Raw genomic sequence first — 22,650 nt, 5'->3', positions numbered from 1 at the left:
GACGCGCAACAAAAAAGGGTTGGACCCGGAACCGAAGTTCCAGGTCCAACCCATTCAATGATTGTTCGGCGGCGTCCTACTCTCCCACAGGGTCCCCCCTGCAGTACCATCGGCGCTGTAAGGCTTAGCTTCCGGGTTCGGAATGTAACCGGGCGTTTCCCCTACGCTATAACCACCGAAACACTATGAAACTGTCGAACAATGCCGCACCATACCGTGACCATGGCATGGGGCCGTTCGTGGTTTCAGAACCAACACAGTGGACGCGAGCAACTGAGGACAAGCCCTCGGCCTATTAGTACCGGTCAACTCCACACGTTACCGTGCTTCCATATCCGGCCTATCAACCCAGTCGTCTACTGGGAGCCTTACCCTCTCAAGGAGGTGGGAATACTCATCTCGAAGCAGGCTTCCCGCTTAGATGCTTTCAGCGGTTATCCCTCCCGAACGTAGCCAACCAGCCATGCCCTTGGCAGAACAACTGGCACACCAGAGGTTCGTCCGTCCCGGTCCTCTCGTACTAGGGACAGCCCTTCTCAATATTCCTACGCGCACAGCGGATAGGGACCGAACTGTCTCACGACGTTCTAAACCCAGCTCGCGTACCGCTTTAATGGGCGAACAGCCCAACCCTTGGGACCGACTCCAGCCCCAGGATGCGACGAGCCGACATCGAGGTGCCAAACCATCCCGTCGATATGGACTCTTGGGGAAGATCAGCCTGTTATCCCCGGGGTACCTTTTATCCGTTGAGCGACGGCGCTTCCACAAGCCACCGCCGGATCACTAGTCCCGACTTTCGTCCCTGCTCGACCCGTCGGTCTCACAGTCAAGCTCCCTTGTGCACTTACACTCAACACCTGATTGCCAACCAGGCTGAGGGAACCTTTGGGCGCCTCCGTTACTCTTTAGGAGGCAACCGCCCCAGTTAAACTACCCATCAGACACTGTCCCTGATCCGGATCACGGACCCAGGTTAGACATCCAGCACGACCAGACTGGTATTTCAACGACGACTCCCCCTGAACTGGCGTCCAGAGTTCACAGTCTCCCAGCTATCCTACACAAGCCGAACCGAACACCAATATCAAACTGTAGTAAAGGTCCCGGGGTCTTTCCGTCCTGCTGCGCGAAACGAGCATCTTTACTCGTAGTGCAATTTCACCGGGCCTATGGTTGAGACAGTCGAGAAGTCGTTACGCCATTCGTGCAGGTCGGAACTTACCCGACAAGGAATTTCGCTACCTTAGGATGGTTATAGTTACCACCGCCGTTTACTGGCGCTTAAGTTCTCAGCTTCGCCCAGACGAATCTGAGCTAACCGGTCCCCTTAACGTTCCAGCACCGGGCAGGCGTCAGTCCGTATACATCGCCTTACGGCTTCGCACGGACCTGTGTTTTTAGTAAACAGTCGCTTCTCGCTGGTCTCTGCGGCCACCCCCAGCTCACCGAGTAAATCGGATCACCGAGTGTGGCCCCCCTTCTCCCGAAGTTACGGGGGCATTTTGCCGAGTTCCTTAACCATAGTTCACCCGAACGCCTCGGTATTCTCTACCTGACCACCTGAGTCGGTTTAGGGTACGGGCCGCCATGAAACTCGCTAGAGGCTTTTCTCGACAGCATAGGATCATCCACTTCACCACAATCGGCTCGGCATCAGGTCTCAGCCTTAATGTGCGACGGATTTGCCTATCGCACGGCCTACACCCTTACCCCGGGACAACCACCGCCCGGGATGGACTACCTTCCTGCGTCACCCCATCACTCACCTACTAACCGCTTGGTTCAGCGGCTCCACCACTCCCCTTTGCCCGAAGGCTCCAGGGCGGCTTCACGGCCTTAGCATCACGATGCTCGATGTTTGACGCTTCACAGCGGGTACCGGAATATCAACCGGTTATCCATCGACTACGCCTGTCGGCCTCGCCTTAGGTCCCGACTTACCCTGGGCAGATCAGCTTGACCCAGGAACCCTTAGTCAATCGGCGCACACGTTTCTCACGTGTGAATCGCTACTCATGCCTGCATTCTCACTCGTGAACCGTCCACAACTACCTTCCGGTGCTGCTTCACCCGGCACACGACGCTCCCCTACCCATCCACACAGGCGTTGGCCCTATTGTGTGAATGACACGACTTCGGCGGTACGCTTGAGCCCCGCTACATTGTCGGCGCGGAATCACTAGACCAGTGAGCTATTACGCACTCTTTCAAGGGTGGCTGCTTCTAAGCCAACCTCCTGGTTGTCTCTGCGACTCCACATCCTTTCCCACTTAGCGTACGCTTAGGGGCCTTAGTCGATGCTCTGGGCTGTTTCCCTCTCGACCATGGAGCTTATCCCCCACAGTCTCACTGCCGCGCTCTCACTTACCGGCATTCGGAGTTTGGCTAAGGTCAGTAACCCGGTAGGGCCCATCGCCTATCCAGTGCTCTACCTCCGGCAAGAAACACACGACGCTGCACCTAAATGCATTTCGGGGAGAACCAGCTATCACGGAGTTTGATTGGCCTTTCACCCCTAACCACAGGTCATCCCCCAGGTTTTCAACCCTGGTGGGTTCGGTCCTCCACGAAGTCTTACCTCCGCTTCAACCTGCCCATGGCTAGATCACTCCGCTTCGGGTCTTGAGCGTGCTACTGAAACGCCCTATTCGGACTCGCTTTCGCTACGGCTTCCCCACACGGGTTAACCTCGCAACACACCGCAAACTCGCAGGCTCATTCTTCAAAAGGCACGCAGTCACGAGAACAAGCAAGCCTCCGACGCTCCCACGGCTTGTAGGCACACGGTTTCAGGTACTATTTCACTCCCCTCCCGGGGTACTTTTCACCATTCCCTCACGGTACTATCCGCTATCGGTCACCAGGGAATATTTAGGCTTAGCGGGTGGTCCCGCCAGATTCACACGGGATTTCTCGGGCCCCGTGCTACTTGGGTGTCTCTCAAACGAGCCGCTGATGTTTCGACTACGGGGGTCTTACCCTCTACGCCGGACCTTTCGCATGTCCTTCGCCTACATCAACGGTTTCTGACTCGTCCCACGGCCGGCAGACCGTGGAAGAGAGATCCCACAACCCCGCATACGCAACCCCTGCCGGGTCTCACACGTATACGGTTTAGCCTCATCCGGTTTCGCTCGCCACTACTCCCGGAATCACGGTTGTTTTCTCTTCCTGCGGGTACTGAGATGTTTCACTTCCCCGCGTTCCCTCCACTTGCCCTATGTGTTCAGACAAGGGTGACAGCCCATGACGACTGCCGGGTTTCCCCATTCGGAAACCCCCGGATCAAAGCCTGGTTGACGACTCCCCGGGGACTATCGTGGCCTCCCACGTCCTTCATCGGTTCCTGGTGCCAAGGCATCCACCGTGCGCCCTTAAAAACTTGGCCACAGATGCTCGCGTCCACTGTGCAGTTCTCAAACAACGACCAGCCACCCGTCACACACCACTTCCATGGTGCTTTACCGGGGCCGGCGACTGAGGAAGTTCATTCCCTCAGACACCCAACAGCGTGCCCGGCCAAGTCCCGTCCGGAGATCATGCGTTCCACGCTCTTACGAGCAGTACTAGCAGCCTCCGACCCGAGGTCCTGGCCGAATAGTCAACGTTCCACCCATGAGCAACCAGCATCAGACATTCGCTGATGTACTGGCCTCTGACCTCACCCCGAAGGGATCGGTAAGAAGTGCTCCTTAGAAAGGAGGTGATCCAGCCGCACCTTCCGGTACGGCTACCTTGTTACGACTTCGTCCCAATCGCCAGTCCCACCTTCGACAGCTCCCTCCCACAAGGGGTTGGGCCACCGGCTTCGGGTGTTACCGACTTTCGTGACGTGACGGGCGGTGTGTACAAGGCCCGGGAACGTATTCACCGCAGCAATGCTGATCTGCGATTACTAGCGACTCCGACTTCATGGGGTCGAGTTGCAGACCCCAATCCGAACTGAGACCGGCTTTTTGAGATTCGCTCCACCTCGCGGTATCGCAGCTCATTGTACCGGCCATTGTAGCACGTGTGCAGCCCAAGACATAAGGGGCATGATGACTTGACGTCGTCCCCACCTTCCTCCGAGTTGACCCCGGCGGTCTCCCGTGAGTCCCCAGCACCACAAGGGCCTGCTGGCAACACGGGACAAGGGTTGCGCTCGTTGCGGGACTTAACCCAACATCTCACGACACGAGCTGACGACAGCCATGCACCACCTGTACACCGACCACAAGGGGGGCACTATCTCTAATGCTTTCCGGTGTATGTCAAGCCTTGGTAAGGTTCTTCGCGTTGCGTCGAATTAAGCCACATGCTCCGCCGCTTGTGCGGGCCCCCGTCAATTCCTTTGAGTTTTAGCCTTGCGGCCGTACTCCCCAGGCGGGGCACTTAATGCGTTAGCTGCGGCACGGACAACGTGGAATGTTGCCCACACCTAGTGCCCACCGTTTACGGCGTGGACTACCAGGGTATCTAATCCTGTTCGCTCCCCACGCTTTCGCTCCTCAGCGTCAGTATCGGCCCAGAGATCCGCCTTCGCCACCGGTGTTCCTCCTGATATCTGCGCATTTCACCGCTACACCAGGAATTCCGATCTCCCCTACCGAACTCTAGCCTGCCCGTATCGACTGCAGACCCGGGGTTAAGCCCCGGGCTTTCACAACCGACGTGACAAGCCGCCTACGAGCTCTTTACGCCCAATAATTCCGGACAACGCTCGCGCCCTACGTATTACCGCGGCTGCTGGCACGTAGTTAGCCGGCGCTTCTTCTGCAGGTACCGTCACTTTCGCTTCTTCCCTGCTGAAAGAGGTTTACAACCCGAAGGCCGTCATCCCTCACGCGGCGTCGCTGCATCAGGCTTTCGCCCATTGTGCAATATTCCCCACTGCTGCCTCCCGTAGGAGTCTGGGCCGTGTCTCAGTCCCAGTGTGGCCGGTCGCCCTCTCAGGCCGGCTACCCGTCGTCGCCTTGGTGAGCCACTACCTCACCAACAAGCTGATAGGCCGCGGGCTCATCCTGCACCGCCGGAGCTTTCGAACCATCTGGATGCCCAGACGGATCAGTATCCGGTATTAGACCCCGTTTCCAGGGCTTGTCCCAGAGTGCAGGGCAGATTGCCCACGTGTTACTCACCCGTTCGCCACTAATCCCCACCGAAGTGGTTCATCGTTCGACTTGCATGTGTTAAGCACGCCGCCAGCGTTCGTCCTGAGCCAGGATCAAACTCTCCGTGAATGTTTTCCCGTAATCGGGATGACACGCACGAGAGCGGAACAGTCAGGCGGAATAGGCCCGACCGTTCACAGCGTCCTCGCTGTGTTTTTTCAAAGGAACCTCGACCATCGGTTGTCCGATGGACGGGGTATCAACATATCTGGCGTTGACTTTTGGCACGCTGTTGAGTTCTCAAGGAACGGTCGCTTCCTTTGTACTCACCCTCTCGGGCTTTCCTCCGGGCGCTTCCCTTCGGTCTTGCGTTTCCGACTCTATCAGATCTTTCCGATCCGATTTCCTCGGTGCTTTCCAGGTTCCCGCTTCCGCGTTTTCCTTTCCGGCGGTTCCGACTTTATCAGAAGTTCTGAGTCGGATTTCCCTCTCCGGCCGGGCATGGTCCCTGGTGCCTGAGTTGGCCCGGGTGCCCCGTCGGGAGGAGTTGTAAACCTACTGGAGCGGGGCGCCTCGATGCAAATCGAGGCGCCCCGCTCCCAGTTGGCGTCGGCTCAGACCCGACGGGCCGTCAGACCTCCACCACCACGGGCAGGATCATCGGGCGGCGCCGGTAGGTGTCCGAGACCCACTTGCCCAGCGTGCGGCGTACGAGCTGCTGGAGCTGGTGGGGTTCGACCACGCCGTCCTGCGCGGAGCGTTCGAGTACCTCCGTGATCCTGGGGATCACGTCGGCGAAGGCGGAGTCCTCGATGCCGGATCCTCGGGCCTGGATGTGCGGGCCGCCAGTGATCTTCCCGGTGGACGAGTCGATGACCAGGAAGACCGAGATGATGCCCTCGTCGCCGAGGATCCTGCGGTCCTTCAGCGCCGGCTCGCCCACGTCACCGACCGAGAGGCCGTCGACGTAGACGTAGCCCGCCTGGACCTTGCCGGAGATCTTCGCCTTGCCCTCGACCAGGTCGACGGCGACGCCGTCCTCGGCGATGACGATGCGGTCGTGCGGAACGCCGGTCAGGGCGCCCAGCTCGGCGTTGGCGCGCAGGTGGCGCCATTCGCCGTGCACAGGCATCAGGTTCTTCGGGCGGCAGATGTTGTAGAAGTACAGCAGCTCGCCCGCGGAGGCGTGGCCGGAGACGTGCACCTTGGCGTTGCCCTTGTGGACCACGTTGGCGCCCCAGCGGGTGAGGCCGTTGATCACCCGGTAGACCGCGTTCTCGTTGCCGGGGATCAGGGACGACGCAAGGATGACCGTGTCGCCCTGGACGATGCGGATCTGGTGGTCGCGGTTGGCCATGCGCGACAGGGCGGCCATCGGTTCGCCCTGGGAGCCCGTGCAGACCAGGACCACCTCGCTGTCCGGAAGGTCGTCGAGCGTCTTGACGTCCACGACCAGGCCCGGGGGGACCTTCAAGTAGCCCAGGTCGCGCGCGATGCCCATGTTGCGGACCATGGAGCGGCCGACGAAGGCCACGCGGCGGCCGTACTCGTGCGCGGCGTCCAGGATCTGCTGGATGCGGTGCACATGGCTGGCGAAGCTCGCGACGATGATGCGCTTGCGGGCGCCGGCGAAGACCTGGCGCAGGACGTTGGAGATCTCCCGCTCGGGCGGGACGAAACCCGGCACCTCGGCGTTGGTCGAGTCCGAGAGGAGGAGGTCGATGCCCTCCTCGCTCAGACGTGCGAACGCGTGAAGGTCCGTGAGGCGGCTGTCCAGCGGGAGCTGGTCCATCTTGAAGTCGCCGGTGTGGACCGCCATGCCCGCAGGCGTGCGGATGGCCACGGCCAGCGCGTCCGGGATGGAGTGGTTGACCGCGATGAACTCGCAGTCGAACGGGCCGATGCGCTCACGGTGCCCCTCCGCCACCTCCAGGGTGTAGGGGCGGATGCGGTGCTCCTGGAGCTTGGCCTCGATGAGGGCGAGGGTCAGCTTGGAGCCGATCAGCGGGATGTCCGGCTTCTCGCGCAGGAGGAAGGGGACACCGCCGATGTGGTCCTCGTGCCCGTGCGTGAGCACGATGCCCTCGATGTCGTCGAGGCGGTCCCTGATGGACGAGAAGTCCGGCAGGATCAGGTCGATGCCGGGCTGCTCCTCCTCGGGGAAGAGCACGCCGCAGTCGACGATCAGGAGGCGGCCGCCGAATTCGAAGACCGTCATGTTCCGGCCGATTTCGCCGAGGCCGCCGAGCGGGGTGACGCGCAGGCCGCCCTCGGGGAGCGGCGGGGGCGTGCGGAGTTCGGGATGCGGATGACTCAAAAGACTCTCCTCACCACGCGCGCCACGTACCGGTGGGGCACGTGGCGCGCGTGACGTTCGTGCAGAAGCAGTTGTCTGTGGGGTGGTGCGGGCACCGGTGGCCCGCTTATTCAGTTGTGAAGCAGTTGCGCGGGAGTCCGCGCGAAGTCTGATGTCAGAGCTGTACCCCGCCGGCGGCAAGATCGATCTTGAGTTGTTCGATCTCGTCGGGCGCGCATTCGACCATGGGGGCGCGGAGCGGCCCGCCGGGCAGTCCCTGCAGGGCGAGGGCCGCCTTGGTCGTCATCACGCCCTGGGTGCGGAACATTCCCGTGTAGACGGGGAGCAGCTGCTGGTGGATCTCGGTGGCCTTCTGGACGTCACCCGAGGTGTACGCCTCGACCAGGGCGCGCAGCTCGGGGGTGACGACATGGCCGACGACGGAGACGAAGCCGACCGCGCCGACCGAGAGCAGGGGCAGGTTCAGCATGTCGTCGCCGGAGTACCAGGCGAGGCCGGAGCGGGCGATGGCCCAGCTGGCGCGACCGAGGTCGCCCTTGGCGTCCTTGTTGGCGACGATCCGCGGGTGCTCGGCGAGGCGGACGAGCGTCTCGGTGTTGATCGGGACGCCGCTGCGGCCGGGGATGTCGTAGAGCATCACCGGGAGGCCGGTGGTGTCGGCGACGGCCGTGAAGTGCCGGTAGAGGCCTTCCTGCGGGGGCTTGTTGTAGTACGGGGTCACGACGAGCAGGCCGTGTGCGCCGGTGCGCTCCGCCGCCCGGGCGAGCTCCATGCTGTGGTGGGTGTCGTTGGTGCCGACTCCGGCCACCACGTGGGCACGGTCTCCGACCGCCTCCAGGACCGCCCGTACGAGATCCGCTTTCTCCGCGTCGCTGGTGGTCGGGGACTCGCCGGTGGTGCCGTTGATGATCAGGCCGTCGTTGCCTGCGTCCACCAGGTGGGCGGCGAGCCGCTGCGCGCCGTCGAGGTCGAGTGCGCCGTCCGCCGTGAAGGGCGTGACCATGGCGGTGAGGACCCGCCCGAAGGGGGTCTGCGGAGTCGAGGTCGGAGCCATGGGTTACACGCTACTCGTTGCTCAGGACCGGGTCTGCCCGCGGGGCAGGTGCCAAGTCGTGACAAAGGTGGAGCCCGGCACTGCCTGCTCGGGGGTTCAAGCAGTGCCGGACCCGTTTGATCAGGCTAGATGAACTTCTCCAAATGCCGCAATACGGACACTTCGCGCGGCTGAACCGTACATCTGTACCTGGCCCGGAGGCCGGAGGTGCGTTACGGCGCCACGCGTCCGTTCGCGTTGAAGGCGGCGTACGTGAGCGGCATGAGCCGGGACCACTCGGCCTCCATCTTCTCGCCGACCATCTCGATCTCGCGCTGCGGGAAGGACGGGACCTTCGCCAGCTCGTGCTGGGTGCGCAGGCCGAGGAAGTGCATCAGCGAGCGGGCGTTGCAGGTGGCGTACATCGACGAGTACAGGCCGACCGGGAGGACCGCCCGGGCCACCTCGCGGGCGACACCGGCGGCGAGCATCTCCTGATAGGCCTCGTAGGCCTGTCGGTACGAGTCCTCCATCACACGGCCGACGAGCTCCTGCTGGGCCTGGGTGCCCTCGACGAAGACGTACTTGCCCGGGCGGCCCTCCTGGACCAGCTTGCGGGACTCGTCGGGGACGTAGAAGACGGGCTGGAGCTCGCGGTAGCGGCCGCTCTCCTCGTTGTACGACCAGCCGACGCGGTGCCGCATGAACTCGCGGAAGACGAAGATCGGGGCGCTGATGAGGAAGGTCATCGAGTTGTGCTCGAAGGGGCTGCCGTGCCGGTCCCGCATCAGATAGTTGATCAGGCCCTTGGAACGCTCGGGGTCCTTCTTCAGCTCGTCCAGGGACTGCTCGCCGAGGGTCGAGACGCGGGCGGCGAAGAGGACGTCCGCGTCGGACGCGGTGTGCTTGACCAGCTCGACGGTGACGTCGCTGCGGTAGCTGGGCTTGAGGTCGTCGGCGGGGGTGTCGGTCACGGTTGGCAGGGCCTTCCCATCTCGTCGTGTGGCGACGCCACTCTACGGCCCGGCCGATTCGGTGCGATCGGTGGCGTGCCGCAATGAAGTCGGTGAAACAGGGCACCTATGAGGGAGTTCGTTCGTCTCTACAGACGAAAGTGATCCGTTCCACCTTGAAGGAGACGTACCCCTGATGTTCGGTCGGCGTGAACCCGTGCCGTTTGCCTTCGTCGCCGAGGCCGACAGGTTCCGCAGCAATGTCACTCCCCCACCGCGCGAGCGGTCCTCCGTCGGTGAGGTGGCCGGCCGCTGGCTGCTGGGGCTCACCATCGTGGCGGGGCTCGTGGGGTCCCTGGTCATCGGGACTCCCGCACTGAAGCCCGACAAGACGGCTGATCAGCCTCAGCAGTCGCAGGCGTCCGAGAGGCGCTGAACCGCACCGCACCGGCGGTGACTCCATCCGGCCCCCCGCCAGTGGTGACCGGGGACACAGATCGGTAGCCTCACCGGGCACAGCCCACGCATGGATCGAGTGAGGACCAGCCGTGCCCCTGCCCTTCCTGACGGCCGACCGCGTTTTCGAGGCGGCGGACGACGTTCCGTTGCCCCACGACGACCGTGACCGCTGGCGGCGGCCGTACCGGCCCGGGCCGTGGCGCGTGGCAGTCGCGGCGCTCGCGCTGCTGCTCGCCTCGTTCGTGCTGTTCGCGGCGGTCATCATCGCCGTGACGGCCGAACTGGCGTCGGCCGGGGTCGTGTTCGCCCTCTCGCTGCTCGTCATCGCCGCGGCGCTGCGGCTGCTGCGCATGGGCGTGTGGGTCAGCGCCCGCGGGCTGCGGCACGTGGGTTTCCTCACGACGCGTACGGCGCCCTGGGAACAGGTCGCCTCCGTGCGTACGGTGCAGCAGCCGGTGCGCTGGCTGGGGCTGCCGCGGACCGTGCAGGGGCAGGCGCTGCTGCTCGGACGCCGGGACCGGGAAGCGGGCGGCATGCCGCCCCTGATGACGACGCACAACGCGGACTTCCTGGGCCGCGCGGTGGCTTTCGACCGGGCGGCGGACTCGGTCGAGGTGTGGGCCGAGGAGTACGGCCCGCGCTGACCTCCCCTGCTTCATGCCGGCGGGGCCGGACCGTCCATACGGTCCGGCCCCGTCGGCATGTGTGGGGACGCGGTTCAGGCAGCTTCGGGCTGCTTGCCGTCATGCAGGGCGATCGCGCGCTGCATCGCCTTGCGGGCGCGCGGGGTGTCGCGGGCGTCGTGGTAGGCGACGGCGAGGCGGAACCAGCTGCGCCAGTCGTCGGGGGCGTCCTCCGTCTCGGCCTTGCGCCTGGCGAAGACCTCGTCGGCGGAGTCGCGGTCGATACGCCCGCTGGGGGTGCGCCGCAGTTCGTCGACGGGCAGACCGCCCTCGGCGTCGAGTTCGGCGGCGAGTTGGCTCGCCTTGCGGGCGAACTGGGTGTTCTTCCACAGGAACCACAGGCCGATGACCGGCAGGATCAGCACCGCGACGCCGAAGGTGACGGTGAGGGGCGTGCCGGTCTCGATGAGCAGGACGCCGCGGCTGCCGACCAGGACGAAGTAGACGACCAGGACGGCGGCCGTGAGGGCGTAGGTGAGCTTTGCGCGCATGACGGTCAGAGGCTCAGTTCAGGTCCAGGAAGTGTTCCAGGCCGAACGTCAGGCCCGGGGTGCTCACCACGCGGCGGGCGCCGAGCAGGATGCCCGGCATGAAGCTGCTGTGGTGGAGGGAGTCGTGCCGGACCGTGAGGGTCTCGCCCTCGGCGCCGAGCAGGACCTCCTGGTGGGCGAGGAGTCCGCGCAGCCGGACCGCGTGGACCGGGACGCCGTCGACGTCGGCGCCGCGGGCGCCGTCCAGGGCGGTGGCCGTGGCGTCGGGGGCCGGGGCGGTGCCGGCGGCGCGGCGGGCCTCGGCGATGAGCTGGGCGGTGCGCGTGGCGGTGCCGGAGGGGGCGTCCACCTTGTTCGGGTGGTGCAGCTCGACGACCTCGACGGACTCGAAGTAGGGGGCGGCGAGCTGCGCGAACTTCATGGTGAGGACGGCGCCGATGGAGAAGTTCGGCGCGATGAGCACGCCCGTCTCCGGGGAGGCGGACAGCCAGCCGTTCAGCTGCGCGAGGCGCTCGTCGGTCCAGCCGGTGGTGCCGACGACGGCGTGGATGCCGTGGCCGACGCAGAAGTCGAGGTTGGCCATGACCGAGTCGGGCGTGGTCAGTTCGACCGCGACCTGGGCGCCCGATTCGGTCAGCGTCTCCAGCTTGTCGCCCCGGCCGAGGGCGGCGACCAGCTCCATGTCCTCGGCGGCTTCGACGGCTCGTACGGCTTCCGAGCCGATCCGGCCCTTGGCGCCGAGGACCGCCACGCGCAGCTTGCTCATCTCTTGTGCTTCCTTCACCAGGGAATGGTCAGGCGACGGCGTCGTTCAGGCGGGCCGCCTGCTTGTCCTTCAGCGGGCCGATGACCGAAAGGGAGGGCCGCCGTCCCAGGATCTCGCGGGCGACCTCGCGGACGTCGTCCGGGGTGACCGACGTTATCCGGGCCAGCATGTCGTCGACGGACATCTGCTCGCCCCAGCACAGCTCGCTCTTGCCGATACGGTTCATCAGCGCGCCGGTGTCCTCCAGGCCGAGGACCGTGGAGCCCCGGAGCTGGCCGATCGCACGCCCTATCTCGTCGTCGGAGAGGCCGTGCTCGGCGACGTGGTCGAGTTCGTCGCGGCAGATCTTCAGCACGTCGTGCACCTGCGAGGGCCTGCAGCCGGCGTAGACGCCGAACAGGCCGCAGTCGGCGAAGCCGGAGGTGTACGAGTACACGCTGTAGGCCAGGCCGCGCTTCTCGCGGACCTCCTGGAAGAGGCGGGAGGACATGCCGCCGCCGAGGGCGGTGTTCAGCACGCCCAGGGCCCAGCGGCGCTCGTCCGTACGGGACAGGCCGGGCATGCCGAGCACGACGTGTGCCTGCTCGGTCTTGCGGTCGACCAGCTCGACGCGGCCCGCGGTGCGCAGGGCCCGCTTGCCGCTGCGCGGGGCGACGGGGTCGGCGGCGAGGTCCTTGAGGGCACCGGCCTTCTCGAAGGCGGCGCGGACCTGTCGTACGACCTTGGCGTGGTCGACGTTGCCGGCGCAGGCGACGACCAGGTGCGTCGGGTCGTAGTGCTTCTTGTAGAAGCGGCGGATGCGGTCGGCGGTGAGGGCGTTGACCGTGTCGACCGTGCCGAGGACCGGGCGGCCGAGGGGGTTGTCGCCGAACATCGTGTGCGCGAACAGGTCGTGCACGCAGTCGCCCGGGTCGTCCTCGGTCATGGCGATCTCTTCGAGGATCGCGCCGCGCTCGACGTTGACGTCCTCTTCGAGGATGAGGGAGCCCGTGAGCATGTCGCAGACGACGTCGATGGCGAGCGGCAGGTCGGTGTCGAGCACGCGCGCGTAGTAGCACGTGTACTCCTTCGCCGTGAACGCGTTCATCTCACCGCCGACCGCGTCGAGCGCGGCGGAGATGTCCAGGGCGGACCTGCGGCCGGTGCCCTTGAAGAGCAGGTGTTCCAGGTAGTGGGTGGCGCCGTTCAGCGCCGGGGTCTCGTCGCGGGAGCCGACGTGCGCCCAGATGCCGAAGGTCGCGGAGCGGACCGAGGGCAGGGTCTCGGTGACGATGCGCAGGCCGCCGGGGAGGGTGGTCTTGCGGACCGTGCCGATGCCGTTCTGACCCTTGATGAGGGTTTGGGTACGGGCGACGGCCCGCGCCTCCGAAGAGGTGCGGGCCGTCGCCTGGAAGCCGCGGGACGTCACTTGTCGCCGTCGTCCTTCTTCTCGTCGCCTTCTTCGCCCTCGATGACCGGGATCAGGGAGAGCTTGCCGCGGGAGTCGATCTCGGCGATCTCAACCTGGACCTTGTGGCCCACACCGAGGACGTCCTCGACGTTCTCCACGCGCTTGCCGCCGGCGAGCTTGCGGATCTGCGAGATGTGCAGCAGACCGTCCTTGCCCGGGAGCAGCGACACGAACGCGCCGAAGGTGGTCGTCTTCACGACCGTGCCCAGGTAGCGCTCGCCGACCTCCGGCATGGTCGGGTTCGCGATGCCGTTGATCGTGGTGCGGGCGGCCTCGGCGGACGGTCCGTCGACCGCGCCGATGTAGATCGTGCCGTCGTCCTCGATCGTGATGTCGGCGCCGGTGTCCTCCTGGATCTGGTTGATCATCTTGCCCTTGGGGCCGATGACCTCACCGATCTTGTCCACGGGGATCTTGACGGTGATGATCCGCGGGGCGTTCGGGGACATCTCGTCCGGCGTGTCGATCGCTTCCATCATCACGTCGAGGATGTGGAGGCGGGCGTCGCGGGCCTGCTTGAGGGCCGCGGCCAGGACGGAGGCCGGGATGCCGTCCAGCTTGGTGTCCAGCTGGAGGGCGGTCACGAAGTCCTTCGTGCCGGCGACCTTGAAGTCCATGTCGCCGAAGGCGTCCTCCGCACCGAGGATGTCGGTGAGGGTGACGTAGTGCGTCTCGCCCTCGATCTCCTGGGAGATCAGGCCCATGGCGATACCGGCGACGGGGGCCTTCAGCGGCACACCGGCGTTCAGCAGCGACATGGTGGAGGCGCAGACCGAGCCCATCGACGTCGAGCCGTTGGAGCTCAGCGCCTCGGAGACCTGGCGGATCGCGTAGGGGAACTCCTCGCGCGTCGGCAGGACCGGCACGAGGGCGCGCTCGGCGAGCGCGCCGTGGCCGATCTCGCGGCGCTTCGGGGAGCCGACGCGGCCGGTCTCACCGGTGGAGTACGGCGGGAAGTTGTAGTTGTGCATGTAGCGCTTGCGCGTCACCGGCGACAGCGTGTCCAGCTGCTGCTCCATGCGGAGCATGTTCAGCGTCGTGACGCCCAGGATCTGGGTCTCGCCACGCTCGAACACGGCGGAGCCGTGGACCCGCGGGATGGCCTCGACCTCGGCGGCCAGGGTGCGGATGTCGGTGACACCGCGGCCGTCGATGCGCTTCTTCTCCTTGATGACGCGCTCACGGACCAGGGTCTTGGTCAGCGAGCGGTACGCGGCGGAGATCTCCTTCTCGCGGCCCTCGAACTCCGGGAGGAGCTTCTCGGCGGCGAGCGCCTTGACGCGGTCCAGCTCGGACTCGCGCTCCTGCTTGCCGGCGATGGTCAGCGCGGAGGCGAGCTCCGGCTTGACGGCGGCGGTGAGCGCCTCCAGGACGTCGTCCTGGTAGTCGAGGAAGATCGGGAACTCGCCGGTCGGCTTGGCGGCCTTGGAGGCGAGGTCCGACTGGGCCTTGCAGAGCACCTTGATGAAGGGCTTCGCGGCTTCCAGACCGGCGGCGACGACCTCCTCGGTCGGCGCCTCGGCGCCGCCCTCGACCAGCTTGATGGTCTTCTCGGTGGCCTCGGCCTCGACCATCATGATCGCGACGTCGCCGTCCTCCAGGACGCGGCCCGCGACGACCATGTCGAACGCGGCGTCCTCGAGCTCGGTGTGCGTCGGGAAGGCCACCCACTGACCGCGGATCAGCGCGACGCGGACGCCGCCGATCGGGCCGGAGAAGGGCAGGCCGGCCAGCTGCGTGGACGCGGACGCGGCGTTGATCGCGACGACGTCGTACAGGTGGTCGGGGTTGAGCGCCATGATCGTGGCGACGACCTGGATCTCGTTGCGCAGGCCCTTCTTGAAGGAGGGGCGCAGCGGGCGGTCGATCAGGCGGCAGGTGAGGATGGCGTCCTCGGAGGGACGGCCCTCACGGCGGAAGAAGCTGCCGGGGATCTTGCCGGCGGCGTACATCCGCTCCTCGACGTCCACCGTGAGGGGGAAGAAGTCGAGCTGGTCCTTGGGGTTCTTGGAGGCGGTGGTGGCCGACAGCACCATGGTGTCGTCGTCCAGGTACGCCACGGCGGAGCCGGCGGCCTGCTTGGCCAGGCGGCCCGTCTCGAAGCGGATGGTGCGGGTACCGAAGGCGCCGTTGTCGATGACGGCCTCGGCGTAGTGGGTCTCGTTCTCCACTAGTGATTTCTCCTCGTCCTCGTCTCCCGGCCCGTGTGGCAGGGGGACGGTTGCGGAGAAGCGCGCCGTGCTGTGCGGGCCGGTCTTCGATCGAAGCACCCGGGGTTCACTCTCCCGGGGGCCACTACCGAGGACCGGCGGCGGCTGGGTGCGCCTCTCCTCTTCTTGTCGTGCTGTGTCGTCCGTATTGCGTTGTGCTACCACACTACAAAGCAGTGGTGACACTCCGCACGTACAGCAAAGGGAGCGGCCCCCATTCTCCGGGAACCGCTCCCCTCACGGCGTCTTACTTGGCGCCCGCCGCACCACGGCGGATGCCGAGGCGGTCGACCAGCGCGCGGAAGCGCTGGATGTCCTTCTTCGCCAGGTACTGGAGAAGGCGGCGACGCTGACCCACGAGGATCAGCAGACCACGGCGGGAGTGGTGGTCGTGCTTGTGGGTCTTGAGGTGCTCGGTCAGGTCCGAGATGCGGCGCGAGAGCATGGCGACCTGGACCTCGGGGGAGCCGGTGTCGCCCTCCTTCTGGCCGAACTCGGTGATGATCTGCTTCTTCGTAGCGGCGTCGAGCGGCACGCGTACTCCTCGTAGTCTGTGATGGCCACCGAGTGCCCCCGGTCTGTGTCTCGGGGGAGCTTCCATGACTCGGAAGGCGGGGATCCGCTGGGCGCGGCCTCCAGAGCGGCGAGCTCCGGGGGTGCGTACACAAACGGCCGTCGACCAGGGTACCAGGCGGCCGGGGTCCTCTTTGCCCTGGTCTTTCGAACCCCCCGGCCGGAGCGGAGGGGGCCACTAGGGTGAGCAGATTCGGATCGTTCGTACGTCGGGAAGGGGTCGCTGCGGCATGGCGGAGACGGCTGAGGAGATCAAGGCACGCAAGGAGCGGGAGCGGGACGAGCTCTACGCCCTCGACATCTCCGGTGTCGAGTGGCACAGCGCGCCGGGCACCGAGGCGCACGAGGAGCGGGTCGAGATCGCCTACCTGCCCGAGGGGGCCGTGGCGATGCGGTCCTCGCTCGACCCGGGCACGGTGCTGCGCTACACGGAGGCGGAGTGGCGGGCGTTCGTGCTGGGGGCTCGTGACGGGGAGTTCGATCTTGAGCCGGGGCGGCACGATGGAGAGCTTGCCCCGGAGTGACGGGTGGGTGCGGCAGCCCTGACCGGGTCGTCGGGCACTCCCCGGCGACCCGGTGATCGAGCCGACGAGCCCGCGTGCGGCTCTGCCTCGTGGCGCTCGGCGGTGCGTCCGAGTGAGCGGGAAACGGTCCCGCGGCGCCCCGCGGCGTCGTTCGACTCTTCCCGTGGGCCTGGTGGATCCGCCGTCGGATGAAGCGGATGGGCACGCAGGGCAGCGGGGGCGAGGCTCAGCTGGTCATCGAGCGCACTGCCGAGTACACGTCGAACACCGCCAGGGTCAGCGGCACCAGTGTCAGCAGCACGAAGCCCTCGGCGATCTCCAGGAAACGTCCCCAGAACGGAGTGAGGCCGCCGCGCGAGACCGTCAGACCGATCGTCGTGACGAGCGCGGCCGCCACGGCGATCGCCGCGACGAGCCAGATGGTCCGGAGGTCGAGGTCGCTGCGGTCGCCCGTGAGGGCCTCGCGGACGATCGAGTGCGGCGGATTGAGTGCCAGCCCCAGGCCGAGCAGTACGAGAGAGGCGAGACCGGCAGCCAGGACGGGGGCCACCTGGCCGGTGTACCGGAAGAGATGGGCGCGCATCAGCATGGCCAGGCCGGTCGCCAGGGCCAGGAGCTGGGCCCAGACGTTCTCGGAGAACCCGAGGACCGCCGAGGAGCCGACGGCGAGCAGCGCGCAGCCGCCCACCAGACCGACGAGGAGTTCGTGTCCACGCCGCGCCTGGGCGGCGACCCGCTCGGCGTCGACCGGCTCCTGGGGGGCAGGGTCTGTGTCGTACGCGCTGCGCGGGGCCGTGTTCGGGGTGTCGAAGCCGATCGGGAGCCGGGCGAAGCGCATGGACAGCCCCGGCAGGAAGGCCAGGCCTCCGACGGCGATCGGGGCGCACAGGGCGGCGATCTCTGAAGGCGTCCAGTCGGCGAGGATCGCCGCGAACACGGCGATCAGGCTGATGGCGGAGGCGACGACGAAGCCGACGAACGGGCCGTCCCCGCTCGGCGAGCACAGGGTGAGCAGGACCGAGGCCAGCAGCACCGCCGCGCAGGCGAGGAGGAACTGGAGCCGGCCGATGCCCTGTCCGTCGGCGAGCGGCAGGAGACCCGAGCCGGCAACGCCGACGTTGGGGAGGGCGCCGAGCCCCAACGCGATGGCCGAGGCCCGGTCGTCGTAGACCCGGGCACGCACGCAGGCCAGGACGACCAGGAGGACACCCGCGACGCCGGCGAGGATGCCGGGCAGGCTGTGCATGTCGTGCCGCGGGTCACCCGTCCAGGCCACGAAGGCCAGCAGGACCGGCAGGACGCCTCCCCCGACAAGGCCCGCCGCGCGCGTCAAGTCGCCGCCCCACAAGGTCCGCTCGCGGGTCACGGCGGATGCGACCGCCTCGGAGACGTCGTCGAAGACGGCGGGCGGCAGCGACTCGGAGAACGGGCGCAGCGCGAGGAGTTCGCCGTCGAGGATGCGCTGGGCGGCGAAGGAACGTGCACTGTCGAGGACGGTGCCGTCCCGGCGGACCAGGTGATAGCCGACGGGGGCGCCCTCGACGGGACTTTGCCGGGTGAGAGTGAGGATCTCCGGATAAAGGTCGGCGACCGGGATGTCGTCGGGCAGCGCCACGTCGATCCGGCTGTCGGGCGCGACGATGGTGACGCGGCAGAAACCGAGACCCGTGGCCGCCCCGGCGGAAGTTCCCGTACCGGGTCCCCCTCCCGTGGCTGCCGCGGAGGCCGTCATGCTCACCTGCTGCTCCCCCTCAGTGATGATTCTCTACCTACGGTATGGACGTCCTACGCGGTGTTCCTGTCCCCGGTGACCGATCGTGCGGCAAGGTCGCAGGAACAGCCCTTCGTGCCGTCCGCCGGGGCTTCCGGCAGTCGGCGGGATCCGCCGCAATGCCCCGCTTACTCCGGCTCAACTCGCGTGTGCCGACGCGAACTTCCGGCACCCTATCGCCCCTTGCGACCAGGTGAGTCAGTAGGATCGCGCGGCGGCCTGCGTCCGCCTGACACGGGGCGGCGGACGGACTCTCGGGCTGGTCGAGGGAATGGATGCCAGTGAGCCACATCGTCGTGAAGCGCCCGCCTCGGGTGCTGCCGTCCGAAGTGTCCACGCAGGACATCATCCTGCAGCCTCCACCGGAACTTCCGCGGGGTCATCGGGAGAGCGTGCTGATGCAACTCCTGCCGACGCTGGGCATGGGTGGCTCGGTGGTCTTCTTCTTCACGAGCGGGCAGCCGTTCATGAGGATCATGGGCATGGTCATGATCGCCTCGACCATCGCCATGTCCGTCGCGATGGTGATCCGCTTCCGCCGCGGCTCCCAGGGGGAGTTGGCGGACATGCGCCGCGACTACCTGAGTTACCTGGCGCAGACCCGGCGCACGGCCGTCGACACGGCGAAGGCACAGCGTGACGCCCAGTACTTCCTCCACCCCTCCCCCGAACAGCTGTGGGCCCTGGTCGCCGAGGGCAGCCGGGTCTGGGAACGGCGCTCCGGCGACGAGGACTTCGCCCAGGTCCGCATCGGCCTCGGAGCGCAGGCGCTCGCCAGGGCCCTCGTCGCCCCCGAAACCTCCCCCGTCGAGCAGCTGGAGCCGCTGACCGCCGGTGCGATGCAGCGCTTCCTCGCGGTCCACAGCACCTTGGACGACCTGCCCATGGCGGTCTCGTTGCGGGCGTTCTATCACGTCACGATCAGCGGCGATCCGCAGTCCGTACGATCCTCCGCCCGGGCCATCACCGGCTCACTGGCCGCCCTGCACTCCCCGGAGGATCTGCTCATCGTGGTGGCCGCGGGACGCGAGGCCCTGCCCCACTGGGAGTGGGCCAAGTGGCTGCCGCACGTCCAGGCGCCCGGCGCCGTGGACGGAGCGGGCAGCCGCAGGCTGATCGACAGCGACAGCCGCGAACTGGAGAACCTCCTCGCCACCCGGCTGACCGGCCGCCCTCGCTTCCACCCGAACGCTGCGCCCCTGCCGGAGGAGCCCCACATCGTCGTCGTACTCGACGGCCTCACCCTGCCGCCGGACTCGGTCCTGGCCAATCCCGAGGGGCTCCAGGGCGTCACCGTCCTCGAGGTGGTCCCCGGCGAGCTCATCACGGGCGGCGGCGAACTCTCCATCGTCGTACGGCCCGAAGCGCTGCACCTGGAGTCGGGACACGGTGTCGTCTACGAAGGAACCCCCGACGTCCTCTCCTACGAGTCGGCCGAAGCCCTCGCTCGCCAGCTGGCCCCGCTGCGAATGGCCTCGGGCGGTGACGACGACGAACCACTGCTCGCCAACCTGGAGTTCACCGATCTGCTGAACCTCGGTGACGCGGCGTCCGTCGACACCCAGCGCACCTGGCGGCCGAGGTCGCTGGCGGAGCGGCTGCGGGTGCCGATCGGTGTCGGCGAGGACGGGCGCCCCGTGATGCTGGACCTCAAGGAGGCCGCGCAGGAGGGCATGGGCCCGCACGGCCTGTGCGTGGGTGCCACCGGCTCCGGCAAGTCGGAGCTGCTGCGCACCCTGGTACTGGGCCTCGCGGTCACCCATTCGTCGGAGACGCTGAACTTCGTCCTCGCGGACTTCAAGGGCGGCGCGACCTTCGCCGGCATGGCGCAGATGCCCCACGTCGCGGCCGTCATCACCAATCTCGCCGACGACCTCACCCTGGTCGACCGCATGGGCGACTCCATCCGCGGCGAGCTCAACCGCCGCCAGGAGATGCTGCGCGACGCCGGCAACTACGCCAACATCCACGACTACGAGAAGGCCCGCGCGGCCGGTGCCGCCCTGCGGCCCATTCCGTCGCTGGTGCTGGTCATCGACGAGTTCAGTGAGCTGCTGACGGCGAAGCCCGACTTCATCGAGATGTTCGTGCAGATCGGCCGCATCGGCCGCTCGCTCGGTGTGCACCTTCTGCTGGCCTCGCAGCGTCTGGAGGAAGGCCGCCTGCGCGGTCTGGAGACCTACCTGTCGTACCGAGTCGGTCTGCGCACCTTCTCCGCCGCCGAGTCACGCGCGGCGATCGGCGTGCCGGACGCCTACGAGCTGCCGAACGTCCCGGGCTCCGGACTTCTGAAGTTCGGCACGGACGAGATGGTGCGCTTCAAGGCGGCCTACGTCTCCGGCGTGTACCGCTCGGGCACACAGCGAGCCGGGCTGAGCGGCGGCCCACTGCCGATGAACCGGCGGCCGGTGCTGTTCACGGCGGCCGAGGTGCCGGTGCAGTACGTGGCGGTGCCGCAGCAGCGCCCTTCGGCTTCGGACGGCCCTGAGGTCGACGACGCGCTCGCCGACACCGTGCTCGACGTGATCGTGCGCCGGCTGGAGGCCCAGGGTCCGGCGGCCCACCAGGTGTGGCTGCCGCCGCTGGACAGCCCGCCGCCGCTCGACGGGCTCCTGCCCGGCCTCACTGCGGTGCAGGGCCGCGGCCTCACGCAGCCGGGCTACGAGGGCGCCGGCCGCCTGGTCGTACCTGCGGGCCTGGTGGACAAGCCCTACGAGCAGCGCCGCGACCCGCTCTGGGTCGACTTCTCCGGCGCGGCCGGCCACATGCAGATCATCGGCGGCCCGCAGTCCGGCAAGTCGACACTGCTGCGCACCCTGATCTCCGCGTTCGCGCTCACGCACACACCGTACGAAGTGCAGTTCTACGGACTCGACTTCGGCGGTGGCGGCATGGCGGCGGTGGCCGGACTGCCGCACGTGGGCGGGGTCGCCTCGCGCCTGGATCCTGAGCGGGTGCGGCGCACGGTGGCCGAGGTGTACGGCGTACTGAACCGCCGTGAGGAGTACTTCCGCTCCGCGGGCATCGCCTCGATCGCGGATTTCCGGGCGAGGCGGGCCCGGGGCGAGATCTCGGTCACGGATCAGCCCTGGGGTGACGTGTTCCTGGTCATCGACGGCTGGGGCAACTTCCGCGCGGACTACGATGCGATGGACCAGGTGATCCACGACATCGCGGCACGCGGTCTCGGTTACGGCGTCCACCTGATCCTGACGGCCTCGCGCTCGATGGAGGTCAGGGCCAATCTCAAGGACCACCTGATGAACCGCCTGGAGCTGCGGCTGGGCGACACGATGGACTCCGAGCTGGACCGCAAGGTGGCCGCGAACGTCCCGGCCGGAGTGCCCGGCCGTGGGCAGGCGCCGCAGAAGCTGCACTTCATGGCCGCGGTGCCGCGCATAGACGGCCTCACCTCCGACACGGACCTGGCGGACGCCACAGCCGCCCTCGCAACCGAGGTCTCCCGGCACTGGCAGGCCCCCGGCGCCCCTGAAGTCCGTCTGCTGCCCCGCGAGTTCCCGGCCGATCAGCTTCCTCCGGGCGATCGCTTCCCGCGTCGCGGCGTCGCCTTCGCCCTCGACGAGGACAACCTCGAACCGGTGTTCGTGGACTTCGAGCAGGACCCGTTCTTCCTCGTCTTCGGCGAGAGCGAGTCGGGCAAGTCGAACCTGCTGCGCCTGCTGATCCAGCAGCTGACGCAGCGGTACTCCGGCGACGAGGCCAAGCTGTTCGTCATCGACAACCGGCGTTCGCTACTGGACGTGACGCCGTCGTCGCACCTCGCCGAATACATCCCCATGTCCAACTCCATGGACCACCACATGGCCGCCCTGGCCGACCTGATGAAACGCCGCACACCGACAGCCGACGTCACCGCCCAGCAGCTGCGGGACCGGACCTGGTGGCGCGGACCCACGGTGTATGTCGTCATCGACGACTACGACCTGGTGGCCACGTCGAGCGGGAATCCGCTGGCTGGGTTGACGGAGCTGTTGCCGTTCGCCCGGGACGTGGGCGTGCGGTTCATCATCGCGCGGTCGACGGCGGGCGCGGGGCGGGCAGCTTACGAGGCGTTCATGCAGCGCGTGAAGGAGCTGGGCGCGCAGGGGGTCGTCCTGGCCGGCGATCCGGGCGAGGGGGACCTGCTCGGCGGGGTCCGGCCGCGGCCTATGCCTGCGGGGCGGGGGGTCTTTGTGTCTCGGCGGAGGGGGAGGCCGCTGGTGCAGGTGGGGTTGAGTCCGGAGGGGCTGTTGTGATGGTTGGGGTGGGGGTCTTCCTGCTCCCGTTGGCTCGGCACCGGCATCCGTACGGCGGGTGCTGTGAT

The 22,650-nt window shown here is 66.8% G+C and carries 13 protein-coding genes and 3 rRNA genes; 4 read left to right on the top strand and 12 right to left on the bottom strand.

From position 1 onward, the window contains the following. Nucleotides 1-63 precede the first annotated feature (63 nt). From rrf to thyX, 6 genes are all read right to left on the bottom strand, one after another. Nucleotides 64-180: ribosomal RNA gene (rrf, locus tag RFN52_RS29595) — 5S ribosomal RNA — on the bottom strand. A gap of 95 nt (nt 181-275) precedes the next feature. Further along, nucleotides 276-3,391: ribosomal RNA gene (locus RFN52_RS29590) — 23S ribosomal RNA — on the bottom strand. Nucleotides 3,392-3,699: 308 nt separating this feature from the next. Beyond that, nucleotides 3,700-5,225 (bottom strand): 16S ribosomal RNA (locus tag RFN52_RS29585). The 16S, 23S and 5S rRNA genes sit together here, the layout of an rRNA operon. Before the next feature lie 502 nt (nt 5,226-5,727). Next, entirely contained in the window at nt 5,728-7,413 is a 1,686-nt protein-coding gene (locus tag RFN52_RS29580) for a ribonuclease J (RefSeq protein ID WP_184850625.1), read from the bottom strand. Between the two features lie 154 nt (nt 7,414-7,567). Further along, on the bottom strand, nt 7,568-8,467 hold the full coding sequence (gene dapA, locus RFN52_RS29575; protein WP_184850623.1) for a 4-hydroxy-tetrahydrodipicolinate synthase: 900 nt from the start codon (nt 8,465-8,467) through the stop codon (nt 7,568-7,570). A 212-nt stretch (nt 8,468-8,679) separates the two neighbouring features. After that, nucleotides 8,680-9,420 (bottom strand): FAD-dependent thymidylate synthase, encoded by a 741-nt coding sequence (gene thyX / locus RFN52_RS29570; RefSeq protein WP_033313015.1) that lies wholly within the window; start codon nt 9,418-9,420, stop codon nt 8,680-8,682. Nucleotides 9,421-9,595: 175 nt separating this feature from the next. On the opposite strand from thyX, the gene RFN52_RS29565 reads away from it, so the two are divergent. Both RFN52_RS29565 and RFN52_RS29560 read left to right on the top strand, forming a co-directional pair. Further along, nucleotides 9,596-9,835, top strand: a complete 240-nt coding sequence (locus RFN52_RS29565) for a hypothetical protein (RefSeq protein WP_184850621.1) — start codon at nt 9,596-9,598, stop codon at nt 9,833-9,835. A 112-nt stretch (nt 9,836-9,947) separates the two neighbouring features. Beyond that, complete coding sequence (locus tag RFN52_RS29560) at nt 9,948-10,502, top strand: SCO5741 family PH domain-containing membrane protein (protein WP_184850619.1); 555 nt, start codon at nt 9,948-9,950, stop codon at nt 10,500-10,502. 74 nt (nt 10,503-10,576) lie between these two features. On the opposite strand, the gene RFN52_RS29555 is transcribed toward RFN52_RS29560, so the two are convergent. From RFN52_RS29555 to rpsO, 5 genes are all read right to left on the bottom strand, one after another. Then, nucleotides 10,577-11,032: a tetratricopeptide repeat protein gene (locus RFN52_RS29555; protein WP_184850617.1), complete on the bottom strand. Its 456-nt coding sequence runs from the start codon at nt 11,030-11,032 to the stop codon at nt 10,577-10,579. Between the two features lie 13 nt (nt 11,033-11,045). Beyond that, the gene (dapB, locus tag RFN52_RS29550) at nt 11,046-11,798 is read right to left on the bottom strand and encodes a 4-hydroxy-tetrahydrodipicolinate reductase (protein WP_184850615.1); all 753 of its coding nucleotides are present in this window, start codon (nt 11,796-11,798) and stop codon (nt 11,046-11,048) included. Nucleotides 11,799-11,826: 28 nt separating this feature from the next. Further along, nucleotides 11,827-13,206 carry a M16 family metallopeptidase gene (locus RFN52_RS29545; protein WP_184850613.1) on the bottom strand — a complete coding sequence of 460 codons (1,380 nt, stop codon included), beginning with the start codon at nt 13,204-13,206 and terminating at the stop codon, nt 11,827-11,829. Further along, on the bottom strand, nt 13,203-15,419 hold the full coding sequence (locus tag RFN52_RS29540; RefSeq protein ID WP_184850611.1) for a polyribonucleotide nucleotidyltransferase: 2,217 nt from the start codon (nt 15,417-15,419) through the stop codon (nt 13,203-13,205). Before RFN52_RS29540 ends, RFN52_RS29545 begins: the two co-directional genes overlap by 4 nt. 286 nt (nt 15,420-15,705) lie before the next feature. After that, nucleotides 15,706-15,993, bottom strand: coding sequence for a 30S ribosomal protein S15 (gene rpsO, locus RFN52_RS29535; protein ID WP_003993372.1), 288 nt, complete (start codon nt 15,991-15,993; stop codon nt 15,706-15,708). A gap of 268 nt (nt 15,994-16,261) precedes the next feature. On the opposite strand from rpsO, the gene RFN52_RS29530 reads away from it, so the two are divergent. Further along, nucleotides 16,262-16,555, top strand: a complete 294-nt coding sequence (locus RFN52_RS29530) for a DUF397 domain-containing protein (protein WP_184850609.1) — start codon at nt 16,262-16,264, stop codon at nt 16,553-16,555. Nucleotides 16,556-16,781: 226 nt separating this feature from the next. On the opposite strand, the gene eccD is transcribed toward RFN52_RS29530, so the two are convergent. After that, nucleotides 16,782-18,287 carry a type VII secretion integral membrane protein EccD gene (gene eccD / locus RFN52_RS29525; RefSeq protein WP_184854077.1) on the bottom strand — a complete coding sequence of 502 codons (1,506 nt, stop codon included), beginning with the start codon at nt 18,285-18,287 and terminating at the stop codon, nt 16,782-16,784. Between the two features lie 320 nt (nt 18,288-18,607). Between eccD and eccCa the strand changes: the two genes are divergently transcribed. Then, nucleotides 18,608-22,582 (top strand): type VII secretion protein EccCa, encoded by a 3,975-nt coding sequence (gene eccCa / locus RFN52_RS29520; RefSeq protein WP_184850608.1) that lies wholly within the window; start codon nt 18,608-18,610, stop codon nt 22,580-22,582. Nucleotides 22,583-22,650: the final 68 nt, after the last annotated feature.

It is taken from the genome of Streptomyces collinus (genome assembly GCF_031348265.1).
GTDB lineage: Bacteria > Actinomycetota > Actinomycetes > Streptomycetales > Streptomycetaceae > Streptomyces > Streptomyces collinus.
Note: the sequence above shows the minus strand (reverse complement) of the source record. Positions and strands in the feature narration are given on the sequence as shown.